Genomic DNA, 22516 nt, shown 5'->3' with positions numbered 1-22516 from the left:
CAAAAAACTAATCACCTGGCAAACGGCGATAAAAAGAGGAAGCCGCTGAGCGAATAAATTGAGTACACTGCCTCTACTCAATTTGATTTGGACAAGCAGCTAATGAAACTGACTATCGTGCGTCTGGTGACCTTTAGCGACCAGGATCATATCGACCTGGGCAAGATCTGGCCGGAATATTCCCCTTCGTCGCTGGCCGTCGACGAAAATCACCGTATCTATGCCGCGCGCTTTAACGAGCGTCTTCTGGCCGCCGTTCGCGTAACGCTGAGCGGCACGGAAGGGGCGCTGGACTCGCTGCGCGTGCGTGACGTGACCCGCCGTCGCGGCGTGGGGCAGTATTTAATTGAAGAAGTGCTCCGCGAAAACCCGGGCGTGACCTCATGGTGGATGGCCGACGTGGGCGTGGAAGACCGCGGCGTCATGGCGGCGTTTATGCAGGCGTTAGGGTTTACGGCGCAGGAGAGCGGGTGGGAGAAGCGCTAAAAGAAAGCCGGGTGGCGGCTGCGCCTTACCCGGCCTACAATTTCTACCGCATTTTCCCAAGCATTTCGCGTTGCAGGAAGGCGGCAAGTTATGAAATCCCCGGGAGCTTACATAAGTAAGTGACCGGGGTTGAATAACGCAGCCAACGCACCTGCGGCGCGAAAGGCGACGGGAAAATTATTTGGCGTCTGTCGCCGTGCCGTTCGCATGCCAGTCAAACACGCCGAACTCGAAGCCCTTCAGGTCGCCCTTCGTGTCCCAGGAGAGAGGCCCCATAACGGTTTCGACGGTGTTCGCTTTCAGCCAGGTGGCAATCTCAGCCGGATCGGCTGACTGGTTCAGGCCCGCCTGCAGCGACTGCAGCGCCGCGTAGGTGGTCCAGACGAACGCGCCGCTTGGATCCTGTTTCTTCGCCTTGATGGCATCTACGATAGGTTTGTTCGCAGGGACCTGGTCGTAGTTCTTCGGTTTGGTCACCAGCAGGCCTTCGGCGGATTCACCCGCGATGTTAGACAGAGAAACGTTCGCCACCCCTTCCGGGCCCATGAACTGGGTTTTCAGACCGGCAGCGCGCGCCTGGCGCAGGATCTGGCCCATTTCCGGGTGGTAGCCGCCGTAGTAAACAAAGTCGATATTCTCTTTCTTCAGACGCGCAACCAGCGTGGAGAAATCTTTCTCACCGGCGGTGATCCCGTCGAAGAACACCACGTCGGCATTGGCTTTCTTAAGGTTGTCCTGCACTGAACGCGCCAGACCTTCACCGTACTGCTGCTTGTCATGAACAATGGCAATGCGTTTCGGCTTCACTTTTTCAACGATGTATTTCGCCGCGGTTGGGCCCTGGTCAGAGTCCAGACCGGTGGTGCGCAGGGTCAGCTTGTAACCGCGTGCGGTCAGCTCTGGTGCGGTCGCCGCCGGGGTGATCATCAGAATACCTTCGTCTTCGTAGATGTCAGACGCCGGCTGGGTAGAGGAAGAGCACAGGTGACCGATAACGTATTTGATCCCGTCGTTCACCACTTTGTTCGCGACCGCGACCGCCTGTTTCGGGTCACAGGCATCATCATATTTTACGATCTGCAGTTTTTCGCCCTTGATACCGCCCTTAGCGTTAATGTCTGCAACCGCCTGTTCTGCGCCAGTAAACTCCTGGTCGCCGTACTGCGCTACCGGACCGGACATGGCGCCAACCACAGCCACTTTGATGTCTGCCTGCGCCATGGTGCTGAATGCCAACGCGATACATCCTGCCAGTAACGCTTTACCCTTCATGTTCATCCTGAGATTCCCCATTATTATGGTTATTACGATTGTTGTGATGTTGTTGTGCAGCGCTTTATTTCAGTTATAGGTGTGCTGTTCGCGCTTTTTCAGCATACTCTGCTAAAACATACCCCATTTTTATGATTTTGGAATAGCAAATTTGAAATGAATATATGATAAGCCCGGCAAAGAGTTCCGCCGGGCATGTGGCTTTAACGTGTCAGCGACGCGGAGATAATGTCCAGCGCTTTACGGAACTGCACTTCGGGAATCGTCAGAGGATAGAGGAAACGAATGACGTTGCCGTAGACGCCGCAGCTCAGAAGCAGCAGACCTTCTTGCAATGCACGCTCCTGCACCTGGCGGGTAAATTCCGGCGAAGGCTGACCCGTTTGCGGATCGTTGAACTCCACCGCCACCATCGAGCCCTGCGCGCGAATATCCGCGATATACGGGCAGTGTTCCTTCGCCTTGTTCAACACTTCCACCAGGTGATGGCCAAGATGCGCCGAGCGCGTGCAGAGATCTTCCTCATCAATCACGTCCAGTACGGCATGCGCCGCCGCAATCGCCAGCGGGTTACCCGCGTAGGTACCGCCCAGCCCACCCGGCGCGGGCGCATCCATCACTTCAGCACGGCCCGACACCGCCGAGAGCGGCATCCCGCCCGCCAGGCTTTTCGCCATGGTGATCAGATCGGGCTTCACGCAGTGGTGTTCCATCGAGAACAGCTTGCCGGTGCGGGCGAAGCCGCTTTGCACCTCGTCGGCAATCAGCAAAATGCCGTGGGTATCGCACAGGGCGCGCAGCGCCTGCATAAAATCAGCCGGGGCGATGTTGAAACCGCCCTCTCCCTGAACCGGTTCGAGAATAATCGCCGCGACCTGGTCAGGGGCAATATCCGCTTTAAAGATGCGTTCCAGGCTTTTCAACGCTTCCGCCGTGCTGACGCCGTGCAGTTCATTCGGATACTGGGCGTGATACACCGAGCCGGGGAAGGGTCCGAATCCGAGCTTGTACGGCGCAACTTTGCCGGTCAGCGCCATGGTCATAAAGGTGCGGCCGTGGAACGCGCCACCGAAGGTGATAAGGCCGGGGCGTTTGGTAAAGGCGCGGGCAATTTTCACCGCGTTTTCGACCGCCTCAGCCCCCGTCGAGAAGAACGCGGTTTTGGCCGGGCCGTCAATCGGCACGCGCTGGTTGATGCGCTCGGCAAGCGCCACGTAGCCTTCGTACGGCACAATCTGGTAGGCCGTGTGGGTAAACGCGTGGAGTTGTTTTTCGATGGCGGAAATGACTTTGGGATGGCGATGGCCGGTATTCAGCACCGCGATCCCGGCGGCGAAGTCGATGTACTCATTGCCTTCCACGTCCCACACCGTGGCGTTTTCGGCTTTATCGGCATAGAAGTTACACATCACGCCGATGCCGCGCGGCGTCGCCTGTAACCGCCGGTCGTTCAGTTCGTTGTTTTTCACCCTGTCCCCCTGAGAAAGTCGCCTGCTTAGCGCATCAGTAAGTGTTTGCCAGGGGGAGGGAATTCGCCAGAGCGGGCGCTAAAAAAACAAAACCCCCAGACTCTCATCCAGGGGTTCTCGGTGTACTTCGCGTTAATTACGCTTCGATAGCGGCGCGAAGTTTCTTCATGGCGTTCTTTTCAAGCTGACGGACACGTTCCGCAGAGACGCCGTAGCGGTCGGCCAGCTCCTGCAGCGTTGACTTGTTGTCTTCGTCCAGCCAGCGGGCGCGGATAATATCCTGGCTACGTTCGTCGAGGCCTTCCATCGCATAGCTCAGCTTGTTCGCGGCCTGATCTTCCCAGTTGTCCTCTTCGATGCCGTCGGCAAAGTTAGAGGTTTTATCCTGCAGATACAGAACCGGTGCCATCGGCTGGCTGTCAGATGCGTCGTCGTCGGAGGACATATCGAAGGTCATGTCCTGCGCGGCCATACGGGATTCCATCTCACGCACGTCTTTGCTGGAAACACCCAGCTCGCGCGCCACCATTTCCACTTCATCCTGATTGAACCAGCCCAGACGCTGCTTGGTTTTACGCAGGTTGAAGAACAGTTTGCGTTGCGCTTTTGTCGTGGCGACTTTCACGATACGCCAGTTGCGCAGCACGTATTCATGAATTTCTGCTTTGATCCAGTGGACGGCGAAGGAGACCAGTCGCACCCCCACTTCCGGGTTAAAGCGACGCACAGCCTTCATCAGGCCGATGTTACCTTCCTGAATCAAGTCCGCCTGCGGCAGGCCATAGCCCGCATAATTACGAGCAATGTGAACAACAAAGCGCAGGTGAGACAGGATCAGCTTTTTCGCTGCTTCCAGATCGCCCTGGTAATGCAGCTTTTCAGCAAGCTCCTTTTCTTCCTCGGCCGTTAACATCGGCCAGGTGTTCGCAGCCCGGATATAGGATTCCAGGTTACCAACAGGGGCTAAAGCTAAAGTTTGCATTTCTTTGGTCATTCATTCCTCTCAGTGTTTCTTCTGGTCCAGGCTGTCCCCGTCAGGCAACAACCATGCCAAAGCGTTTGAGCAACGAGATTAGCATTCACTCTTTTATCAGACAGTGATTTTATCCACAAGTTCCAGGTGCAACGGTGAATAAATTACGCACAAAATGTGACATGGAGATGATAACAGGGGAAGAGACAACAGGGACACTTTCCCTGCAGAGCGAACATCTCGGTGCAGGGAAAGATTATATCACGCTTTTATTAGTCGGGAGTAAAGTGACGTAAATGTTGAACGGTTGCCAGCCACGCTGCCACCCACCCAATCATCGAACACACCAGCAGCAGTAAGAGACACTCATCAAACCCTAAGCCGCTGATATCAAACTTGGTTCCGAAAACCTGCGCCACTTCAGTCACGGCAGAGGAAAGCCGCATCACCAAAATTTCTGACAATATCAGTGAAAGAAATGCGCCGGAAAAACCGAGCAGTGCGCCACCGTAAAGGAACGGTCGGAGGATGAAGCCATCCGTCGCACCAATCAGTTTCTGCACGTTGATGGTATCGCGACGAGCGAAGATGCTCAGGCGTACGCTGTTGCCAATGACGAGGAAGACAGCCGCCACCATCAGCACGCCAATCATCGCCGCGACGCGGCCTACCAGCCCGGTCAAAGCAGCGAGACGCGCAAACCAGCTGTCATCCATGCGCACTTCATCAATGCCCTTAATGCGCGTGATGCGATCGCGCAGGGAGTTAAGCGAATCGGTCCCCTGGAAATCCAGCTTCGGGATCACCACCGCCACGGCGGGCAGCGGGTTCTCTTCAAGCATATCCAGCGCACCGCCAAAGCCTGACCAGTTGCGGAACTCGCCCAGCGCGTCTTCACGTGAGAGATAGTTGACCTTCTCCACGCCCTGCTCGGCCTGAATTTGCCCAACCACCTGCGCGGCCGCGTTATCGTCGAGCGCTTTATCCAGATAGACCGTGATCTGCGGAGACGGATAATACTGCGACGCCGCCTGGTTGACGTTCTTGTAAACCATGTAGCAGACGCTTGGCAGCGTCAGGGAGATGGCAATCACCATCACCGTCAGGAACGTCGCCAGCGGTTTGCTTTTCAGGTCCTGCAGCGCGCCGTGGAACGCGTAGCGCACCTGCTCGTTAAAGACGTTGGTTTTGCGGGAGGCCGGTTTTGGCGCGGCCTTCTGGCGCTTCGGCGCATTACGATTGCCGTCACCCCCGCCCTGCGGCTTACGGAAACGGTCAAACCGGTTCCCGAACTGCCGAATCTGGTTTATTGCATCACGCTTGTTCACCGTGGCCTCCGTGCAAATGCCCGTCGCTCAGGGTCAGCATGCGGTACGAACGACGGGAAATCAGCCCGATGTCGTGCGTTGCCATCAATACGGTAACCCCTACGCGGTTAAACTCCTCAAACAGACGCAAAATCCCTTCTGACAGGGCATCGTCCAGGTTACCGGTCGGTTCATCCGCCAGCAGCACGGCAGGCTTGTTCACCACCGCGCGGGCGATGCCCACGCGCTGCTGTTCACCGCCGGAGAGCTGGATCGGGAAGTTCTTCGCTTTGTCCAGTAGCCCGACCTTATCCAGCGCCGCAGAGACGCGGCGGCGGATATCGTCATAGCTGGCGCCGGCAATAATCAGCGGAATGGCCACGTTATCGAAAACGGTGCGATCCATCAGCAGGTGGTGATCCTGGAAAATCATGCCGATCTGACGACGCAGGAACGGCACCTCACGGTTTTTCAGACGGCTGATCTCATGGCCGCTGAAAAAGATTTTTCCGGCGCTTGGCCGCTCGATCCCACAGATAAGCTTGAGCAGGGTACTTTTCCCCGCGCCGGAATGGCCGGTCAGGAATGCCATCTCGCCCGGCTGCAGGTGAAAGGTCACCCCCTGCAGCGCTTGTCTCCCACCGAGATAGGCCTTGCTGACGTGTTCAAAGCGAATCATTGTTAGTCCTCTCGGGCAAATAATGCCTCAATAAAGTCGTCCGCCTTAAACGGACGTAAATCCTCAATACGCTCGCCCACACCGATGTAACGGATAGGAATACCGAACTGGTCGGCCACGGAGAAGATCACCCCGCCTTTCGCGGTGCCGTCCAGTTTGGTCAGCGTGATCCCCGTCAGTCCTACCGCTTCATGGAACAGCTTCGCCTGGCTGATGGCGTTTTGTCCGGTGCTGGCATCAATGGTCAGCATAATTTCATGCGGTGCGTCTTCGTCCAGCTTCTTCATGACGCGAACGATCTTCTTCAGCTCTTCCATCAGGTGCGATTTATTCTGCAAACGCCCTGCGGTATCGGCTATCAGCACGTCCACGTTACGCGCCTTCGCCGCCTGGATGGCGTCAAAGATCACGGATGCGGAATCCGCGCCGGTATGCTGAGCAATCACCGGGATGTTGTTGCGCTGGCCCCAGACCTGCAGCTGCTCAACCGCCGCCGCACGGAAGGTGTCGCCCGCCGCCAGCATCACCGATTTGCCCTGCTGCTCGAACTGACGCGCCAGCTTGCCGATGGTGGTGGTTTTACCCACGCCGTTCACCCCAACCATCAGAATAACAAATGGCGTTTTGCCTTCAATATTAAGCGGTTCGTCAACTTTTGCGAGAATTTCACCCATCTCGTCTTTCAGCAGGCCGTACAGCGCTTCGGCGTCACGCAATTGCTTGCGGCTCGCCCCTTCGGTCAGATTAGTGATGATCTTACGGGTGGTTTCCACCCCAACGTCCGCAATCAGCAGCTGCTCTTCCAGCTCTTCAAACAGATCGTCGTCGATCTTCTTGCCGCGGAACAGACTGATAAATCCGGAACCTAAGTTTTCTTTGGTTTTAAGCAGGCTGCGCTTCAGGCGCGCGAAGAAACCCTCTTTGGTCGGTTTTTCCTGCTCCTGAACGGTCTCTTCTTCGGCCTGCTCTTCTACCGGCACAACGATGACCGCTTCTTCAGCCGCTTCCGCCGCCAGCGCCTGGGCTTCCAGCTCTTCGTCGGTTAGCTCCGGCTCGAGCGCCGCTTCTTCTTCCACCGCCTCAACGATTTCAACGGTTTCCGCTTCGGCCTGCCACTCTTCGGCAGACACCGCTTCGTCTTTGACCTCTTCCGGCAGCGGAAGCTCTTCGTGTTCGATAGCGGCCTGTGGCGCTTCGATAGCGGCTTCTACGACAACCGGTTCTGGCTTCTCGCTCTCCTGAACCTGTTCAGTGACCTCAACCACCTCTTCAGCAAAGGTTTCAACCTCTTCTTTGCTGTGCGCCGTTTCTTCCGCATCGACAACCGCGGCGGTTTCTACTGGCGTTTCAGGCTGCGATGGCTCTTCAACGGCTTGTTGCTCTTCGGTTTTCTGTTCTGTTTCTTGCTCTTTTTCACCGAAGCCCAGCCAGGAAAAGAAGCCACGTTTTTTTTGTTTTGCCATCTGCGACTACACTCCTCGCGGCGCTATATACATGGAAGCTAAAAAAATGATGAAATAGTCTAACACTTTACTTAATTGACATCACCGCCCGCAATCGCAGGCCAATTGTTAACAGAGCTTTCCTGAGATGAAGAAACCCAACCGCGCCCCGGCCGGTCAAATTCGTATTATCGGCGGTCAGTGGCGAGGCCGGAAATTACCGGTGCCGGACAGCCCCGGTTTACGCCCTACTACCGACCGCGTGCGCGAGACGCTGTTTAACTGGCTGGCCCCGTCAATGGTAGACGCCCGCTGCCTGGACTGCTTCGCCGGTAGCGGCGCGCTCGGGCTGGAAGCGCTGTCGCGCTATGCTGCCAGCGCCACGCTGCTGGAGATGGAGCGCGGCGTGGCGCAGACGCTGCAGCAAAATCTGGCGACGCTGAAAGCGAGCAACGCGAAAGTGGTTAACACCAACACGCTGAGCTTCCTCGCGCAAAAGGGCACGCCGCACACCGTGGTGTTTGTCGACCCGCCGTTCCGCAAAGGGCTGCTGGAAGAGACGTTATCCCTGCTGGAGCAAAACGGCTGGCTGGCGGATGACGCATTGATTTACGTGGAAAGCGAAGTGGAAAACGGTTTGCCGCCGGTTCCCGCTCACTGGGATCTACACCGTGAAAAAGTGGCAGGTCAGGTTGCTTATCGTCTGTATCACCGTCAGGCACAAGGAGGATCCGATGCCGGTACTGATTAATCTGGGACGTTTGCTGATGCTGGGCGTCTGGGCGTTTTTGCTGCTCAACCTGGTGCACCCGTTCCCGCGCCCGATGAATATTTTTGTTAACGTCGCGCTGATTTTCACCTCGTTCATGCACGCCCTGCAGATGGTGATGCTGAAAAACGGTCTGCCGAAAGATGGCCCGCAGATGACGGGCTGGCAGCAGCTGCGCGTGTTTATTTTCGGCGTGTTTGAGCTGCTGGTGTGGATGAAGAAGTTTAAGGCGCAGGTGAAGAAGTAAGGTGCGTTTAGTCGCCCGGTGGCGCTTCGCTTACCGGGCCTACGAAACCACGTAGGCCGGGCAAACGCAGTGCCGCCCGGCGTTACAACTCCGGAACAAACCCCTCAAACCGCGATCCTTTGTAACTCAGCGTTCCTTTTTCCCCCACCGTCAGCTGGTGGTACTGCTGCGCCTCCAGGCGGAAGGTCATCTCCAGGCCGCCCGTTTCCGGCTTAAAGCTCGCTTCATAACGCATTGTTGTGCCCGCAGGCGTCACCTGCTGCTGGCGCGAGCGGCGGTCATTGAGCGGCTTTTCGCGTTTGTTCGTCACCACCACGCGCTTTTGCATCAGCGGCGCGGCATCGTTATCCGCCTTCTCGCGGCGCTGCTGCACGAAGCGGAACGAGGCGGCAATGACGATAATCGCCACCACGATAATGAAAAACAGCGGCATCTTGCTCATTCAACTATCCCATCAGATTATGCGGAATTCAGGATACCCTGCCTTCCCCGGCATTGCCAAACGCCCGCCCGCGTCACTACACTGGATCAGAAACTGATTATTCAGACTTAACAGATACAGGGAGTTAATATGCTTTGGTCATTTATCGCTGTCTGTTTTTCCGCATGGCTTTATGTCGATGCGTCGTACCGTGGTCCCACCTGGCAGCGCTGGCTGTTTAAACCCGTCACGCTGTTGCTGCTCCTGCTGCTGGCCTGGCAAGCACCGATGTTTAATGCCGTCAGCTATCTGGTCCTCGCCGGGCTGTGCGCCTCTCTGATTGGCGATGCCTTAACCCTGCTGCCGCGCCAGCGCCTGCTGTATGCCGTAGGGGCGTTTTTCCTGTCGCATCTGCTGTATACCATCTACTTCGCCAGCCAGATGACGCTCTCTTTCTTCTGGCCGCTGCCGCTGGTCCTGCTGGTGATTGGTGCCCTGCTGATCGCGGTGATCTGGTCGCGTCTGGAAGAGATGCGGTTGCCGATCTGCACGTTTATCGCCATGACGCTGGTGATGGTATGGCTGGCAGGTGAACTGTGGTTCTTCCGTCCGACCGCTCCGGCGATGTCCGCGTTCTTCGGGGCCGCGCTGCTGCTGATTGGGAATATCGTGTGGCTGGGCAGCCACTATCGCCGCCGTTTCCGGGCGGATAACGCGATTGCCGCCGCCTGCTACTTTGCCGGGCACTTCCTGATTGTGCGTTCGCTGTATATCTAAATAACGCTTGACTCTGGAGTCGACTCCAGAGTGTATGCTGCGGTTAATGAGAAAATTATCATTGCCGGAGACTGCCATGTCGACTCCAGAAACACCCAAAAAAGTCCCTCAATTCTCGGCGCTTAAGCTCAGTCCCGTTCCGTCGAAAGACGACTGCTGCTGCGAAGGCGCGTGCGAAACGCAAACTCAAACGCTTCCTGAAAGCGGCAACCGCTACAGCTGGGTCGTTAACGGCATGGACTGCGCTGCCTGCGCCCGCAAAGTGGAAAATGCGGTGAAACAGGTGCCGGGCGTCAGCCACGTTCAGGTGCTGTTCGCCACCGAAAAGCTGCTGGTTAGCGCCGATAACGACGTCAGCAAACAGGTTGAAGACGCGGTAAGCAAGGCGGGTTACAGCCTGCGCAGTGAAGCCGCGCCCGCGGAAAAAACCTCTTCACTGAAAGAAAACCTGCCGCTCATTACCCTGATCATCATGATGGCCCTGAGCTGGGGGCTGGAACAGATCAACCATCCGTTCGGCAACCTGGCGTTTATCGCCACCACGCTGGTCGGGCTGTTCCCGATTGCCCGTCAGGCGCTGCGTCTGATGAAAAGCGGCAGCTGGTTCGCCATTGAAACGCTGATGAGCGTGGCGGCCATCGGCGCGCTGTTTATTGGCGCGACGGCAGAAGCGGCGATGGTATTGCTGCTGTTCTTAATCGGTGAACGTCTTGAGGGCTGGGCGGCGAGCCGGGCGCGTAAAGGGGTCAGCGCGCTGATGGCGCTGAAGCCGGAAACCGCCACGCGCGTAGTAAACGGCACGCGTGAAACGGTCGCCATCACGACCCTGCGTCCGGGCGACGTGATAGAAGTCGCGGCAGGCGGACGCCTGCCTGCCGACGGCGCGCTGCTTACCGCCACCGCGAGCTTTGATGAAAGTGCCCTGACCGGTGAGTCCATTCCGGTTGAACGTGCCGCAGGTGAAAAAGTGCCTGCTGGCGCCACCAGCGTCGACCGTCTGGTGCAGCTCACCGTGCTTTCCGAGCCGGGTGACAGCGCCATCGACCGCATCCTGAAGCTGATTGAAGAGGCCGAAGAGCGCCGCGCGCCGGTCGAACGCTTTATCGACCGCTTCAGCCGCATCTACACGCCCGCCATTATGCTGGTTGCCCTGCTGGTCACCGTCGTCCCGCCGCTGTTCTTTGGCGCGCCGTGGGAGGGCTGGATTTATAAAGGGCTGACGCTATTGCTGATCGGCTGTCCGTGCGCGCTGGTCATCTCCACCCCGGCGGCCATTACCTCCGGGCTGGCGGCTGCGGCACGTCGCGGGGCGCTGATTAAGGGCGGCGCGGCGCTGGAGCAGCTGAGTCAGGTGCAGCATATCGCCTTCGATAAAACCGGTACGTTAACCATCGGCAAGCCGCAGGTGACCGGCGTGTATTCGCAGGGCATCAGTGAAGACGAACTGCTGACCCTGGCCGCCGCCGTTGAGCAGGGCTCCACTCACCCGCTGGCGCAGGCGATAGTGCGGGAAGCGCAGTCGCGCGGGCTGAATATCCCACCGGCAACCGCTCAGCGGGCGCTGGTAGGCTCCGGGATTGAGGCCACCGTTGACGGTAAAAAAGTTCTGATTGTCGCGGCGGGCAAGTCTTCTCATCCAGAGGTGGAGGCGTTAGAACAGACCGGACAAACTGTCGTGACCGTCATGCAGGACGGCGTCGCAAAAGGGATGCTGGCGCTGCGCGACACCCTGCGCGATGACGCAAAAGAAGCCGTGGCGGCGCTGCATCAGCTGGGCGTGCAGGGGGTGATTCTCACCGGCGATAACCCTCGCGCGGCGGCAGCGATTGCCGGTGAGCTGGGGCTGGCGTTTAAGGCCGGATTACTACCGGCGGATAAGGTCAGCGCGGTAACGGAGCTGAACGCGCACGCCCCGCTGGCGATGGTCGGAGACGGGATTAACGATGCCCCGGCGATGAAGGCGTCCACCATCGGCATTGCGATGGGCAGCGGCACCGACGTGGCGCTAGAGACGGCGGACGCGGCGCTGACCCACAACCGCCTGACCGGACTGGCGCAGATGATCGATCTTGCGCGGGCGACGCGTGCCAACATCCGCCAGAACATCGGCATCGCGCTGGGGCTGAAGGGGATTTTCCTGGTGACCACCCTGCTGGGCATGACCGGGCTTTGGCTGGCGGTACTGGCGGATACCGGCGCGACGGTGCTGGTGACGGCGAACGCGCTGCGGCTGCTGCGTCGCCGGTAAAAAAACGCCCGGTGGCGCTGACGCTTACCGGGCCTACATATCCTGCTAAAACGTAGGCCGGGTAAGGCGAAGCCGCCACCCGGCTTTTTTATATGAAGTAGCTCATCGCCAGCCCTAAAAACAGCACCAGACCGACGTAGTTATTGTTCATAAACGCCTTGAAGCAGGCGTCGCGTTCGCGCTTCGCAATCAGCTTTTGCTGGTACGCAAACAGCAGCCCCGCCACCAGCACCGACCAGTAAAACGCCCAGTTCAGCCCGTTCAGGCGGCCAATCGCCACCATCAGCGCCAGCACGGCGACCTGCAGAATCCCGATAATCAGCTTGTCCTGACGGCCAAAGAGGATGGCGGTGGATTTGATGCCAATTTTCAGGTCATCGTCGCGGTCAACCATCGCGTATTGCGTGTCGTAAGCCACGGCCCAAAGTATGTTCGCCAGGAACATCAGCCAGCAGCTGAGCGGTAAGGACTCACTAACTGCCGCAAACGCCATTGGAATCGACCAGCCAAACGCTGCGCCCAGCACCACCTGAGGCAGGTGGGTATAGCGCTTCATAAACGGATAAACCCAGGCCAGTGCCAGCGCCGCAACGGAAAGCAGTATGGTCATGGTGTTCAGGGTTAACACCAGCAGGAAAGAGAGCAGCACCAGAACAGCAAACAGCACGCGGGCTTCTTTCCCGGTCACCTGCCCGCTGGGTAACGGACGACCGGCAGTCCGCTTTACATGGCCGTCGAATTTACGATCGGCATAATCATTGACCACGCAGCCCGCTGCGCGCATCAGCCAGACGCCAGCAACAAACACGCCGAGGATCCACAGCGGCGGCACGCCCGGCGTGGCGACCCACAGCGCCCATAAGGTCGGCCACAGCAACAGTAACGCGCCAATCGGTTTATCGGTACGCATTAAGCGGTGATACGCCAACAGCTTATTCTGCGTCAGGCTCCACTCCATTTTTTCTTCCTCTTAGTACAACGGTGATGCCGGTAAAAAAAGCTCCGTCAGAATTAACGGTTTACCGCTCAGGCGAAGGCGGGAACGACGCCCCCAAAGTTCAGCATCACGACCAATCTCAATAAAATCCCGGGTAAGCTCAGACGAGGTGAAAAGGTAACGCCCCAGCGGCGTTTTCCCCAGACGCTGCAGCGCCATCTCGGGCCCGGAAAGGGTGGACTCGGGCACCACCGTCCGTCCGGCAAGCCACGGCTCGCCGTCAGCGCAGAGTAAAATTTCACGCAGCCAGTAACGTGGCTCGTGCGGCAGCAGCGGCAGCTCGTTGGCGATCTCATCGCCAGAGACAAACCCTTCCTGAATCAGGGTCACCGTGACCGTTTTTCCCTGCTGCTCAAAACGTTTTGTCATGGAATCTTCCAGCAACAGCCAGTCCAGCTGCTGCGGATCAAGCGCAGGTATTTGGTCGAAATAGCGCAGCGCACGCAGTTGCGTTAGCGCAGGGTGTGACATGCCAGACTCTCCGATACATAACGTACAGGCATTGTATCGCAGAAACGCGGATTGAGGGGGGCCAAACGTTATTTAAGGATCACGATCGCAACAAGAGTGCAACAGCCCGGCGTAGACGAAAAAAAGTGCGCCCACTCAGGCGCACCAAACGACTAACAAATCAGCATTGTGGGGAAACGGTTACCCCTTGCCTTTTACACTGCTGATAAAGGTGGAACGGGCAGTGGTTGAACCTAAACGTTCGGCTTCATCAAGCAGCTTCAGCGCTTTATCGACATCGCCGCGCTTCACTGCCTGCTTGATGGCATTGTTGAAGTATTCTTCGGTGTCGTTAAGCACCGGCTCCGCTTTCTTCGCCGGGGCCGGCGCTGCGGTCGCTACCGGTGCGGCTGCCGTGGCAGCGGGCGCAGTATAGGCAGGCGCAGCGGTGTTGCCCACGGTGACAGGGCCGGTACCGGAGGAGCCAAACAGCGGGCCGACCAGGACGCTGGACGCACTGCTGGTCGACACTTTCAGCTTCACAAGGCCGTCAGTGGTGTGGCGGGCGATCGGATCCGGGATATCCGGTGCGGCGTTACCTACGCCTTTGGCATAGGCCTTCGCAGGATCAAGCAGCGTGGTGGTTTGCTGCAAATCTTTTTCCGTGGTGAAGACGAGTACATAAATTTTCTGCTGACCCAGCGCAGGCGTCAGGCGCATTACCCCTTCCAGGCGATCGGCGCTCATGACACCCGGTTCCTGATAGGTAAAATATTCGCTCGGGAAGAACGCAGAAGGCGTCATGTTCTGGTCAAGAATCAGCACGTTCGGCGCAAAGACGCTGGTCTGTTTATTGACTTCACTGGAGAGCGTTAACGTCAGTTCGCCAATGTTAGCGGGCACGCTGTACGCGACCACCGGACCACTAATACCCGGAACATTAAGCGGTTGCCCACCCGTCGAGAGCTGGGTCGTTTGGGCTTTAGATTGATCGACAGGCGTCCAGACCAGCTGTTGCAACGCAGCTGCCGGAATGGCCGGCGCGGATGTTGTGTTTTGCGGAACGAAATTCACATTAGCGAGCGTTACAGCAGGCGCGCTCGCCAGCAACCCTGCGGATAAACAAAGGGCAAGGAGAGTTTTGTTCATTTTCATTGTTATCACCTCAAAATGCACAGGTCAGCGGTAGCCAGGCAATAGCGCGCCGTCCCAAGGATTGAGGGGCTTGCGCCCCTCAGTTTGGTCATTACGTCAGATTAAGACGGGATTACCACCAGATTTCCATCTGGGCGCCGAAGGACCACTCATCGTTGTCACCACGGCTGTAGGTTGTGGCTTTGGTATCGCTTTTTGCAATGCCGTTGTCATAACCCCATTTCTCATCCCACTTCGCGTAAGTTGCGAAGACACGGATCGCTGGACGGGACCAGATGCTGTTACCGGCCTGCCATTGCTGTGCAAGGGTAATTTTGTACTGGTTGTTGGTATCGTCAGTTTTCTGCGACTTAACGTTGTCGTAGCCAACTTCAAGCAAGGTGCTCATGATTGGCGTCCATTTATACATTGGGCGCACACCCACGGTGTACCAGGTCGTACCGTTGTTGTCGTCACGATCGATATCCTGATACATACCGACGTACATCAGATCCCAGCTGTCACCCAGAGAGATCGCACCGTGGTCGAGAATACGAACCAGGGAACCGTTGTTGTTAATCTTGTTATTTACAACACCAATTTCAGCGTCTTTGTCATAGTTGTTGCCGGTGAAGGAACCCTGCGGAATACCTTTGCCCTGAGTGGTCATTGCATCGGTAGCGTACTGGACAACAAACTTGTTGTAGCCTTTCAGCATGCTCTGGGTATGTTCAGCGGTGAACATCCAGCCATCTTTAGATGCGCCGTCAGCGAAGCTGTAACCGTCAGTTTTGTTAGCTCGGCCATAGTCAACACCCAACTCCAGCGTGCCGCCCGGGTTGATTTCCATCTGCGCCAAGCGCACATCGAAGACGTCGTTAGCGGTGTCTTTGAAGTCATGATAGATATCGTTGCTGGTGAAGATGTATGAGCCGCCCGCTTCCTGAGAACGGGTCGCTGCCAGAGACAGTTTACCGAAGCCCAGATCGACGTTTTCGATACCGGCACCAGGACCTGAAATATCCCAGTAGTAGAAGTCGATCATGTGAACGTCATGACGCTGATAGAAGCGCTTACCGGCCCAGATGGTGGAACCTGGCAGCCACTCAATCAGGTTTTTACCCTGCACGTTGGCTTCACGGAACGCCGGGTCGGTAGCTTCCCAGTCGTTCTGTTGCGCCACGGAGTACGCTACGTTGGTGTCGAAGTAGAAGCTCTTGTCGCCTTCTTTCCACACTTCCTGGCCCAGCTTCAGTTCCGCATAGGTTTCACATTCGTTACCCAGACGGTATTTACTTTGGGCACCGGTTGCCTGGAAGCACTGCTGTTCGCCGCCACTACCCGTCCAGCCGATACCGGAACGAGCATAACCATGGAAATCCACGGCCAGTGCCTGAGCAGACATTACGCCCGCTGCGACGGCAACTGCCAGAGGAAGTTTGCGCAGAGTAATCATCATTCTATCTCCTGAGATCATTGCTTTTCTTTGAACACTTCACCTGTCGGTTTCGTGTCTTCTTTTGGGATTGCTTAAACGCCTGGCTCTTTGTGCAACCGACGACATGCGGTGCCATCCTCACGGAACAGATGGCAGCGCTCTGGCGGCAAGCCGATAGCGAATGTGGCACCCTCTTCTACCAACACCACGTCATTCTGGCGGTAGACCAGGTTCTGACGGATGGCGGGGATCTGGATATGAATCTGTGTTTCGTGACCAAGCTGTTCGACGACCTGAACCTCACCTTCCAGCGTCACATCGGCAATGTGGCTCGGCAGTAAATGCTCAGGACGAATACCGAGGGACATGTTTGCCCCCACCTGTACGTTGGCGCTGTCGACCGGCAGCCAGACCTGCTGGCGGTTTGGCAGCTCCACCTGTACCTGTTCAATGGCTGTCGCGGTCACTTTGACGGGCAGGAAGTTCATCTTTGGCGAGCCAATGAAGCCCGCAACAAAGCGGTCTGCCGGGTAGTGATACAGCTCCAGCGGTTTGCCCACCTGCGCCACGCGACCGGCATCCAGCACCACGATTTTGTCGGCGAGGGTCATCGCTTCGACCTGATCGTGGGTGACGTAAATCATCGTGCGGCCAAGACGCTTGTGCAGACGGGAGATTTCGATACGCATCTGGACGCGCAGGGCGGCATCCAGGTTGGAAAGCGGTTCGTCGAGCAGGAAGACGCGCGGCTCGGCGACCAGGGTACGGCCAATCGCCACACGCTGACGCTGACCGCCGGAAAGCGCTTTCGGCTTACGCTCCAGCAGGTGCGCCAGCTGTAATACTTCCGCCACCTGCGTCACGCGCTGGTTAATCACCTCTTTCTTCGCGCCGGCCAGCTTCAAACCAAAGGACATGTTCTCGGCGACGGAAAGATGGGGATAGAGTGCATAAGACTGGAACACCATGCCTACGCCACGTTCGGCAGGCGGGATGTCATTCATTCGTGTATCACCGATCAGCAAGTCGCCGCTGGTGATGGTTTCAAGACCGGCAATCATACGCAGCAGGGTTGATTTACCGCAGCCTGATGGGCCGACAAATACCACGAATTCACCTTCGTGGATGTCCAGATTGATGTCTTTCGACACCACAACGTCACCCCAGGCTTTCGTTACATTACGCAGCTGTACGCTCGCCATGCCCTTCTCCCTTCGTTACAACCTGTCACCGACAGAAACATTCAAGATAAGGTGACTATGGGGGATCCATTACTTTCACGAATCCTCCACCCCCCGGCTTTTTTATGGGGGAGGAGGCGGGAGGATGAGAGAGCAGGCTCTGCGACCGGCGTGGGCGGGCTGAGGCAAAATTCGTGAAGCCGCCTGCAAAATTCAGTGCGTTTTTATGTGCGCCAGCACTCATAACTTAAATTTATGCAACGGAGATCACACAAACGGGGGGTGGGGCGTAGGGGTTGGGAGGATGGAAAGAGGATGTCAAATAAGGAGACTGAGTCACGTTGAACCACTGAAGTCATACCACGAGACATCACCAAAAAGGATGGCAGATATGAATATCAAGACTGGCGCACGCGTTTTCGCATTGTCCGCCCTTGCAGCAATGATGATTTCCGCACCGGCGCTCGCCAAAATTGAAGAAGGCAAGCTGGTTATCTGGATTAACGGCGACAAGGGCTATAACGGCCTGGCCGAAGTGGGCAAAAAATTCGAGAAAGACACCGGCATCAAAGTGACCGTAGAGCACCCGGACAAACTGGAAGAGAAATTCCCGCAGGTTGCGGCAACCGGCGACGGCCCGGACATCATCTTCTGGGCGCATGACCGTTTTGGCGGTTACGCACAGTCTGGCCTGCTGGCTGAAGTCACCCCGGACAAAGCTTTCCAGGACAAACTGTTCCCCTTCACCTGGGACGCCGTTCGCTATAACGGCAAGCTGATCGCTTACCCTGTCGCGGTTGAAGCCCTGTCTCTGATTTACAACAAAGACCTGGTCCCTAACCCACCGAAAACCTGGGAAGAGATCCCGAAACTGGATAAAGAGCTGAAGGCGAAAGGTAAATCCGCCCTGATGTTCAACCTGCAAGAGCCGTACTTCACCTGGCCGCTGATTGCTGCCGACGGCGGTTACGCGTTCAAGTTTGAAAACGGCAAATACGACGTGAAAGACGTGGGCGTCGACAGCGCGGGCGCGAAAGCGGGCCTGACCTTCCTGGTCGACCTGATCAAGAACAAACACATGAACGCGGATACCGATTACTCCATCGCGGAAGCGGCGTTCAACAAAGGCGAAACCGCGATGACCATCAACGGTCCGTGGGCCTGGACCAACATCGACAAGAGCAAAGTCAATTACGGCGTGACGCTGCTGCCAACCTTTAAAGGCAAGCCGTCTAAACCGTTCGTTGGCGTGCTGAGCGCAGGCATCAACGCCGCCAGCCCGAACAAAGAGCTGGCGAAAGAGTTCCTGGAAAACTACCTGCTGACCGATCAGGGTCTGGATGAAGTGAACAAGGACAAACCGCTGGGTGCCGTTGCGCTGAAATCCTTCCAGGATCAGCTGGCGAAAGACCCACGTATCGCGGCCACCATGGATAACGCCCAGAAAGGCGAAATCATGCCGAACATCCCACAGATGGCCGCATTCTGGTACGCCACCCGTACCGCGGTTATCAACGCTGCAAGCGGTCGTCAGACTGTCGATGCCGCACTGAAAGATGCTCAGGGTCGTATTACTAAGTAAGTCTGAAAAACGGCGGGTAGCGCGTGCGCTTACCCGCCCTACGACTACGGCACGATCCGTAGGTCAGGTAAGCGCAGCGCCACCTGACGATAAGATTCCACCGTTGTAGAGGAAGAACCCCATGGATGTCATTAAAAAGAAACGCTGGTGGCAAAGCGACGCGCTGAAATGGTCAGCGATCGGTCTGCTGTGTCTGCTGGTGGGTTACCTTGTTGTTTTAATGTACGTACAAGGGGAATATCTGTTCGCCATCATGACGCTGATTTTAAGCTCTGCTGGCCTGTATATTTTCGCCAACCGTAAAGCCTATGCCTGGCGCTATGTCTACCCGGGCGTGGCCGGGATGGGGCTGTTTGTCCTGTTCCCGTTGATTTGTACCGTCGCCATTGCGTTTACCAACTACAGCAGCACCAACCAGCTTGCGCAGGAACGCGCGCAGCAGGTCCTGCTGGACCGCTCATACCAGGCAGGCAAGACCTTTAACTTCGGCCTGTATCCCGCAGGCAACGAATGGAAGTTAGCGCTTACTGACGAAGCAAGCGGGAAATACTATGTCTCTGACGCCTTCAAATTTGGCGGCGAGCAGAAGCTGGCCTTAAAAGAGGCCCAGGCCCTGCCGGAAGGTGAACGTGCCAACCTGCGCGTCATTACCCAGAACCGTCAGGCGCTGACCCAGCTCACCGCCGTGCTGCCAGACGACAGCAAAGTGATCATGAGCTCGCTGCGCCAGTTCTCCGGCACCCAACCGCTCTATACCCTGGCGGATGACGGCACGCTGACCAACAACCAGAGCGGCGTGAAGTACCGTCCGAATAACGACATTGGTTTCTATCAGTCCATTACTGTCGACGGCAAATGGGGTGATGATAAACTCAGCCCGGGCTATACCGTCACCATCGGCTGGGACAACTTTACCCGCGTATTTACCGACGAAGGCATTCAGAAACCGTTCTTCGCCATCTTCGTCTGGACGGTGGTCTTCTCCGTACTGACCGTGATCCTCACCGTGGCCGTGGGCATGGTGCTGGCCTGTCTTGTCCAGTGGGAATCCCTGAAGGGCAAAGCGATCTACCGCGTGCTGCTGATTCTGCCGTATGCCGTACCGTCGTTTATCTCGATTCTGATTTTCAAAGGGCTGTTTAACCAGAGCTTCGGTGAAATCAACATGATGCTGAGCGCGCTGTTCGGCATCAAACCGGCCTGGTTCAGCGACCCGACCACCGCCCGCTCGATGATCATCATCGTGAACACCTGGCTGGGCTATCCGTACATGATGATCCTGTGCATGGGGCTGCTGAAGGCCATCCCGGATGACCTGTACGAAGCTTCGGCGATGGACGGCGCGGGCCCGTTCCAGAACTTCTTTAAGATTACGCTGCCGCTGCTCATCAAGCCGCTCACCCCGCTGATGATTGCCAGCTTCGCCTTTAACTTTAACAACTTCGTGCTGATTCAGCTGTTGACCAACGGCGGCCCGGACCGTCTTGGCACCACCACGCCGGCAGGCTATACCGACCTGCTCGTGAGCTACACCTACCGTATCGCCTTCGAAGGCGGCGGCGGTCAGGACTTCGGTCTGGCGGCAGCGATTGCCACCCTGATCTTCCTGCTGGTGGGCGCCCTGGCGATTGTGAACCTGAAAGCCACGCGTATGAAATTTGACTAAGGAGGGCACTGAACATGGCTATGGTACAACCCAAATCTCAGAAACTGCGCCTCCTGGCGACGCACCTGGGCCTGCTGATTTTTATCGCGGCGATCATGTTCCCGCTGCTGATGGTTATCGCCATCTCCCTGCGTTCGGGTAACTTCGCCACCGGGAGCCTGATCCCGGACGAAATCTCCTGGGAGCACTGGAAGCTCGCGCTGGGCTTCAGCGTGGAACACGCGGATGGCCGCGTCACGCCGCCGCCGTTCCCGGTGCTGCTGTGGCTGTGGAACTCGGTGAAAATCGCAGGTATTACCGCCATTGGTATCGTGGCGCTGTCCACCACCTGCGCTTACGCCTTTGCCCGCATGCGTTTCCCGGGCAAAGCGACGCTGCTGAAAGGGATGCTGATTTTCCAGATGTTCCCGGCGGTGCTGTCGCTGGTGGCGCTGTATGCCCTGTTTGACCGCCTGGGCCAGTACATTCCGTTTATCGGTCTGAACACGCATGGCGGCGTGATCTTCGCCTACCTTGGCGGTATCGCACTGCATGTGTGGACTATTAAGGGCTATTTCGAAACCATCGACGGCTCGCTGGAAGAAGCGGCCGCGCTGGATGGGGCTACCCCGTGGCAGGCGTTCCGCCTGGTGCTGCTGCCGCTGTCGGTGCCGATTCTGGCGGTAGTGTTTATCCTGTCGTTTATCGCTGCGATCACCGAAGTACCGGTTGCCTCACTGTTACTGCGTGATGTGAACAGCTACACCCTGGCCGTAGGTATGCAGCAATACCTCAACCCGCAAAACTACCTGTGGGGCGACTTTGCCGCGGCGGCCGTACTCTCTGCCATCCCGATTACCGTGGTGTTCCTGCTGGCGCAGCGCTGGCTGGTGAACGGCCTGACGGCGGGCGGTGTGAAAGGTTAAGTTTCATTTTGTTATGCCACTGCAACCCTCAACTTTAGACGTATTGTATTGACCCAACTTGTGACTGTTGTTAGGCGGCCTCCGGGCCGCCATTTTTTTATTCGCGTTTCAGCCGCTTCGAGTTACACAGCCAGAGGGTGATCACCAGCAGCAGGATCGCCGCCGAGTAGATCAGCACATCGAGCGGGGCTTTATGATCGACGATGATCAGCCGCACAATCGCGGTGATCCCAATGTAGACAAAATAACGCAGCGGGAAGTGAAAGCCGGACTGAAAATACTTCACAATCAGGGCGATAAATTCAAAGTAGAGAAAGTAGACCACCAGGCCTTCCACCAGCGCATATTTGCTGGTTTGTTCAGGGGCGAACAGCACATCCGCCAGATGCACCGTCTCCTTACCCAAAAAGACGACCAGGATCAGGCCAAGGCTCAGCAGACCGAGGTTCAGCACGGTCTGGAGGACAGTTGAGATAAACTCAACGCGCGGGCGAGTCAGGGATGTCATACAGCACCTCATTCTCCAGGGCGAGGTTTCTGTATAACGCAAAAATGTGACGGGGATCTATATTTTTTAATTATGTTTTATGTAGGAAGAAAACCGATGGAGCGTAAACCAACCGGGGTTCGTAACGTGACCTGTGGCGACAATGTGATCGTATATGAACCTGCTAATCTTTACGACTGTGTGCTGGGCAACGGCGTATTCGTCGGCCCGTTTGTTGAAATCCAGGGCAATACGCGCATCGGTGACGACTGCAAAATCCAGTCGCACACCTTCATCTGCGAGTATGTCACTATTGGTAAGCGTTGCTTTGTTGGCCATGGCGTGATGTTTGCCAACGATATGTTTCGGGAGGGGAAACCGAACGCCGACCGAGAGAGCTGGGGCCATATTACCGTGGGGAATGATGTTTCGATAGGCAGTGGAGCGACCATTCTGGCGGTATCCATCTGCGACGGTGCGGTGATTGGTGCAGGGAGCGTGGTAACAAAATCGATCGTTGAGAAAGGTGTCTATGCCGGGAACCCGGCGAGGCTACTGCGCCGCTTGTGATTCGCCCGGTGGCGCT

The 22516-nt window shown here is 56.9% G+C and carries 22 protein-coding genes; 9 read left to right on the top strand and 13 right to left on the bottom strand.

Translation table 11 applies throughout. The annotated features are described in order from the left end of the window. Positions 1-102: 102 nt before the first annotated feature. The gene (panM, locus tag B498_RS17235) at positions 103-486 is read left to right on the top strand and encodes an aspartate 1-decarboxylase autocleavage activator PanM (RefSeq protein WP_008500097.1); all 384 of its coding nucleotides are present in this window, start codon (positions 103-105) and stop codon (positions 484-486) included. 177 nt (positions 487-663) lie between these two features. Here the strand turns inward: panM and livJ are convergent, their stop codons facing one another. The 6 genes from livJ to ftsY all read right to left on the bottom strand — a co-directional run bounded on the left by livJ (position 664) and on the right by ftsY (position 7649). Continuing rightward, complete coding sequence (livJ, locus tag B498_RS17240; protein WP_021242735.1) at positions 664-1764, bottom strand: branched chain amino acid ABC transporter substrate-binding protein LivJ; 1101 nt, start codon at positions 1762-1764, stop codon at positions 664-666. Positions 1765-1961: 197 nt separating this feature from the next. Continuing rightward, positions 1962-3227 carry a 4-aminobutyrate--2-oxoglutarate transaminase gene (locus B498_RS17245; protein ID WP_008500095.1) on the bottom strand — a complete coding sequence of 422 codons (1266 nt, stop codon included), beginning with the start codon at positions 3225-3227 and terminating at the stop codon, positions 1962-1964. 136 nt (positions 3228-3363) lie between these two features. After that, positions 3364-4221, bottom strand: a complete 858-nt coding sequence (gene rpoH, locus B498_RS17250) for an RNA polymerase sigma factor RpoH (RefSeq protein ID WP_008500093.1) — start codon at positions 4219-4221, stop codon at positions 3364-3366. Between the two features lie 251 nt (positions 4222-4472). Beyond that, positions 4473-5528, bottom strand: a complete 1056-nt coding sequence (gene ftsX / locus B498_RS17255) for a permease-like cell division protein FtsX (RefSeq protein ID WP_008500092.1) — start codon at positions 5526-5528, stop codon at positions 4473-4475. Next, on the bottom strand, positions 5515-6186 hold the full coding sequence (ftsE, locus tag B498_RS17260) for a cell division ATP-binding protein FtsE (protein ID WP_008500091.1): 672 nt from the start codon (positions 6184-6186) through the stop codon (positions 5515-5517). Before ftsE ends, ftsX begins: the two co-directional genes overlap by 14 nt. A 2-nt stretch (positions 6187-6188) precedes the next feature. After that, entirely contained in the window at positions 6189-7649 is a 1461-nt protein-coding gene (gene ftsY / locus B498_RS17265; RefSeq protein WP_008500090.1) for a signal recognition particle-docking protein FtsY, read from the bottom strand. Between the two features lie 127 nt (positions 7650-7776). On the opposite strand from ftsY, the gene rsmD reads away from it, so the two are divergent. Both rsmD and B498_RS17275 read left to right on the top strand, forming a co-directional pair. Further along, positions 7777-8379 carry a 16S rRNA (guanine(966)-N(2))-methyltransferase gene (gene rsmD, locus B498_RS17270; RefSeq protein WP_008500089.1) on the top strand — a complete coding sequence of 201 codons (603 nt, stop codon included), beginning with the start codon at positions 7777-7779 and terminating at the stop codon, positions 8377-8379. Next, positions 8363-8644: a DUF1145 family protein gene (locus B498_RS17275; protein ID WP_008500088.1), complete on the top strand. Its 282-nt coding sequence runs from the start codon at positions 8363-8365 to the stop codon at positions 8642-8644. The genes rsmD and B498_RS17275 overlap by 17 nt, the downstream gene beginning before the upstream one ends. 82 nt (positions 8645-8726) lie before the next feature. Here the strand turns inward: B498_RS17275 and B498_RS17280 are convergent, their stop codons facing one another. Continuing rightward, positions 8727-9086: a DUF2500 domain-containing protein gene (locus B498_RS17280; protein WP_008500087.1), complete on the bottom strand. Its 360-nt coding sequence runs from the start codon at positions 9084-9086 to the stop codon at positions 8727-8729. Between the two features lie 129 nt (positions 9087-9215). Between B498_RS17280 and B498_RS17285 the strand changes: the two genes are divergently transcribed. Next, positions 9216-9842: a lysoplasmalogenase gene (locus B498_RS17285; RefSeq protein ID WP_008500086.1), complete on the top strand. Its 627-nt coding sequence runs from the start codon at positions 9216-9218 to the stop codon at positions 9840-9842. A 76-nt stretch (positions 9843-9918) separates the two neighbouring features. Continuing rightward, complete coding sequence (zntA, locus tag B498_RS17290; RefSeq protein WP_008500085.1) at positions 9919-12090, top strand: Zn(II)/Cd(II)/Pb(II) translocating P-type ATPase ZntA; 2172 nt, start codon at positions 9919-9921, stop codon at positions 12088-12090. 88 nt (positions 12091-12178) lie between these two features. On the opposite strand, the gene ubiA is transcribed toward zntA, so the two are convergent. The 5 genes from ubiA to malK all read right to left on the bottom strand — a co-directional run bounded on the left by ubiA (position 12179) and on the right by malK (position 17311). Further along, the gene (gene ubiA / locus B498_RS17295) at positions 12179-13048 is read right to left on the bottom strand and encodes a 4-hydroxybenzoate octaprenyltransferase (RefSeq protein ID WP_008500084.1); all 870 of its coding nucleotides are present in this window, start codon (positions 13046-13048) and stop codon (positions 12179-12181) included. A gap of 12 nt (positions 13049-13060) precedes the next feature. Then, on the bottom strand, positions 13061-13558 hold the full coding sequence (gene ubiC / locus B498_RS17300) for a chorismate lyase (protein WP_008500083.1): 498 nt from the start codon (positions 13556-13558) through the stop codon (positions 13061-13063). 180 nt (positions 13559-13738) lie between these two features. Next, complete coding sequence (gene malM, locus B498_RS17305; protein WP_008500082.1) at positions 13739-14692, bottom strand: maltose operon protein MalM; 954 nt, start codon at positions 14690-14692, stop codon at positions 13739-13741. A 112-nt stretch (positions 14693-14804) separates the two neighbouring features. Beyond that, positions 14805-16130, bottom strand: a complete 1326-nt coding sequence (locus tag B498_RS17310; RefSeq protein WP_008500081.1) for a maltoporin — start codon at positions 16128-16130, stop codon at positions 14805-14807. A gap of 71 nt (positions 16131-16201) precedes the next feature. Next, positions 16202-17311, bottom strand: a complete 1110-nt coding sequence (gene malK / locus B498_RS17315) for a maltose/maltodextrin ABC transporter ATP-binding protein MalK (protein WP_008500080.1) — start codon at positions 17309-17311, stop codon at positions 16202-16204. A 370-nt stretch (positions 17312-17681) separates the two neighbouring features. Between malK and malE the strand changes: the two genes are divergently transcribed. The 3 genes from malE (at position 17682) to malG (ending at position 21443) form a co-directional block, all read left to right on the top strand. Next, complete coding sequence (gene malE, locus B498_RS17320) at positions 17682-18872, top strand: maltose/maltodextrin ABC transporter substrate-binding protein MalE (RefSeq protein WP_008500079.1); 1191 nt, start codon at positions 17682-17684, stop codon at positions 18870-18872. 121 nt (positions 18873-18993) lie between these two features. After that, positions 18994-20538, top strand: coding sequence for a maltose ABC transporter permease MalF (malF, locus tag B498_RS17325; protein WP_008500078.1), 1545 nt, complete (start codon positions 18994-18996; stop codon positions 20536-20538). Positions 20539-20552: 14 nt separating this feature from the next. Beyond that, positions 20553-21443, top strand: a complete 891-nt coding sequence (gene malG / locus B498_RS17330) for a maltose ABC transporter permease MalG (RefSeq protein WP_008500077.1) — start codon at positions 20553-20555, stop codon at positions 21441-21443. 97 nt (positions 21444-21540) lie between these two features. Here the strand turns inward: malG and psiE are convergent, their stop codons facing one another. Continuing rightward, complete coding sequence (gene psiE / locus B498_RS17335) at positions 21541-21951, bottom strand: phosphate-starvation-inducible protein PsiE (protein ID WP_008500076.1); 411 nt, start codon at positions 21949-21951, stop codon at positions 21541-21543. A gap of 96 nt (positions 21952-22047) precedes the next feature. On the opposite strand from psiE, the gene B498_RS17340 reads away from it, so the two are divergent. Continuing rightward, positions 22048-22500: an acyltransferase gene (locus B498_RS17340; RefSeq protein ID WP_008500075.1), complete on the top strand. Its 453-nt coding sequence runs from the start codon at positions 22048-22050 to the stop codon at positions 22498-22500. Positions 22501-22516 lie beyond the last annotated feature (16 nt).

Origin of the sequence: Enterobacter sp. SST3 (assembly GCF_000286655.1) — a bacterium.
GTDB lineage: Bacteria > Pseudomonadota > Gammaproteobacteria > Enterobacterales > Enterobacteriaceae > Enterobacter > Enterobacter roggenkampii.
Note: the sequence above shows the minus strand (reverse complement) of the source record. Positions and strands in the feature narration are given on the sequence as shown.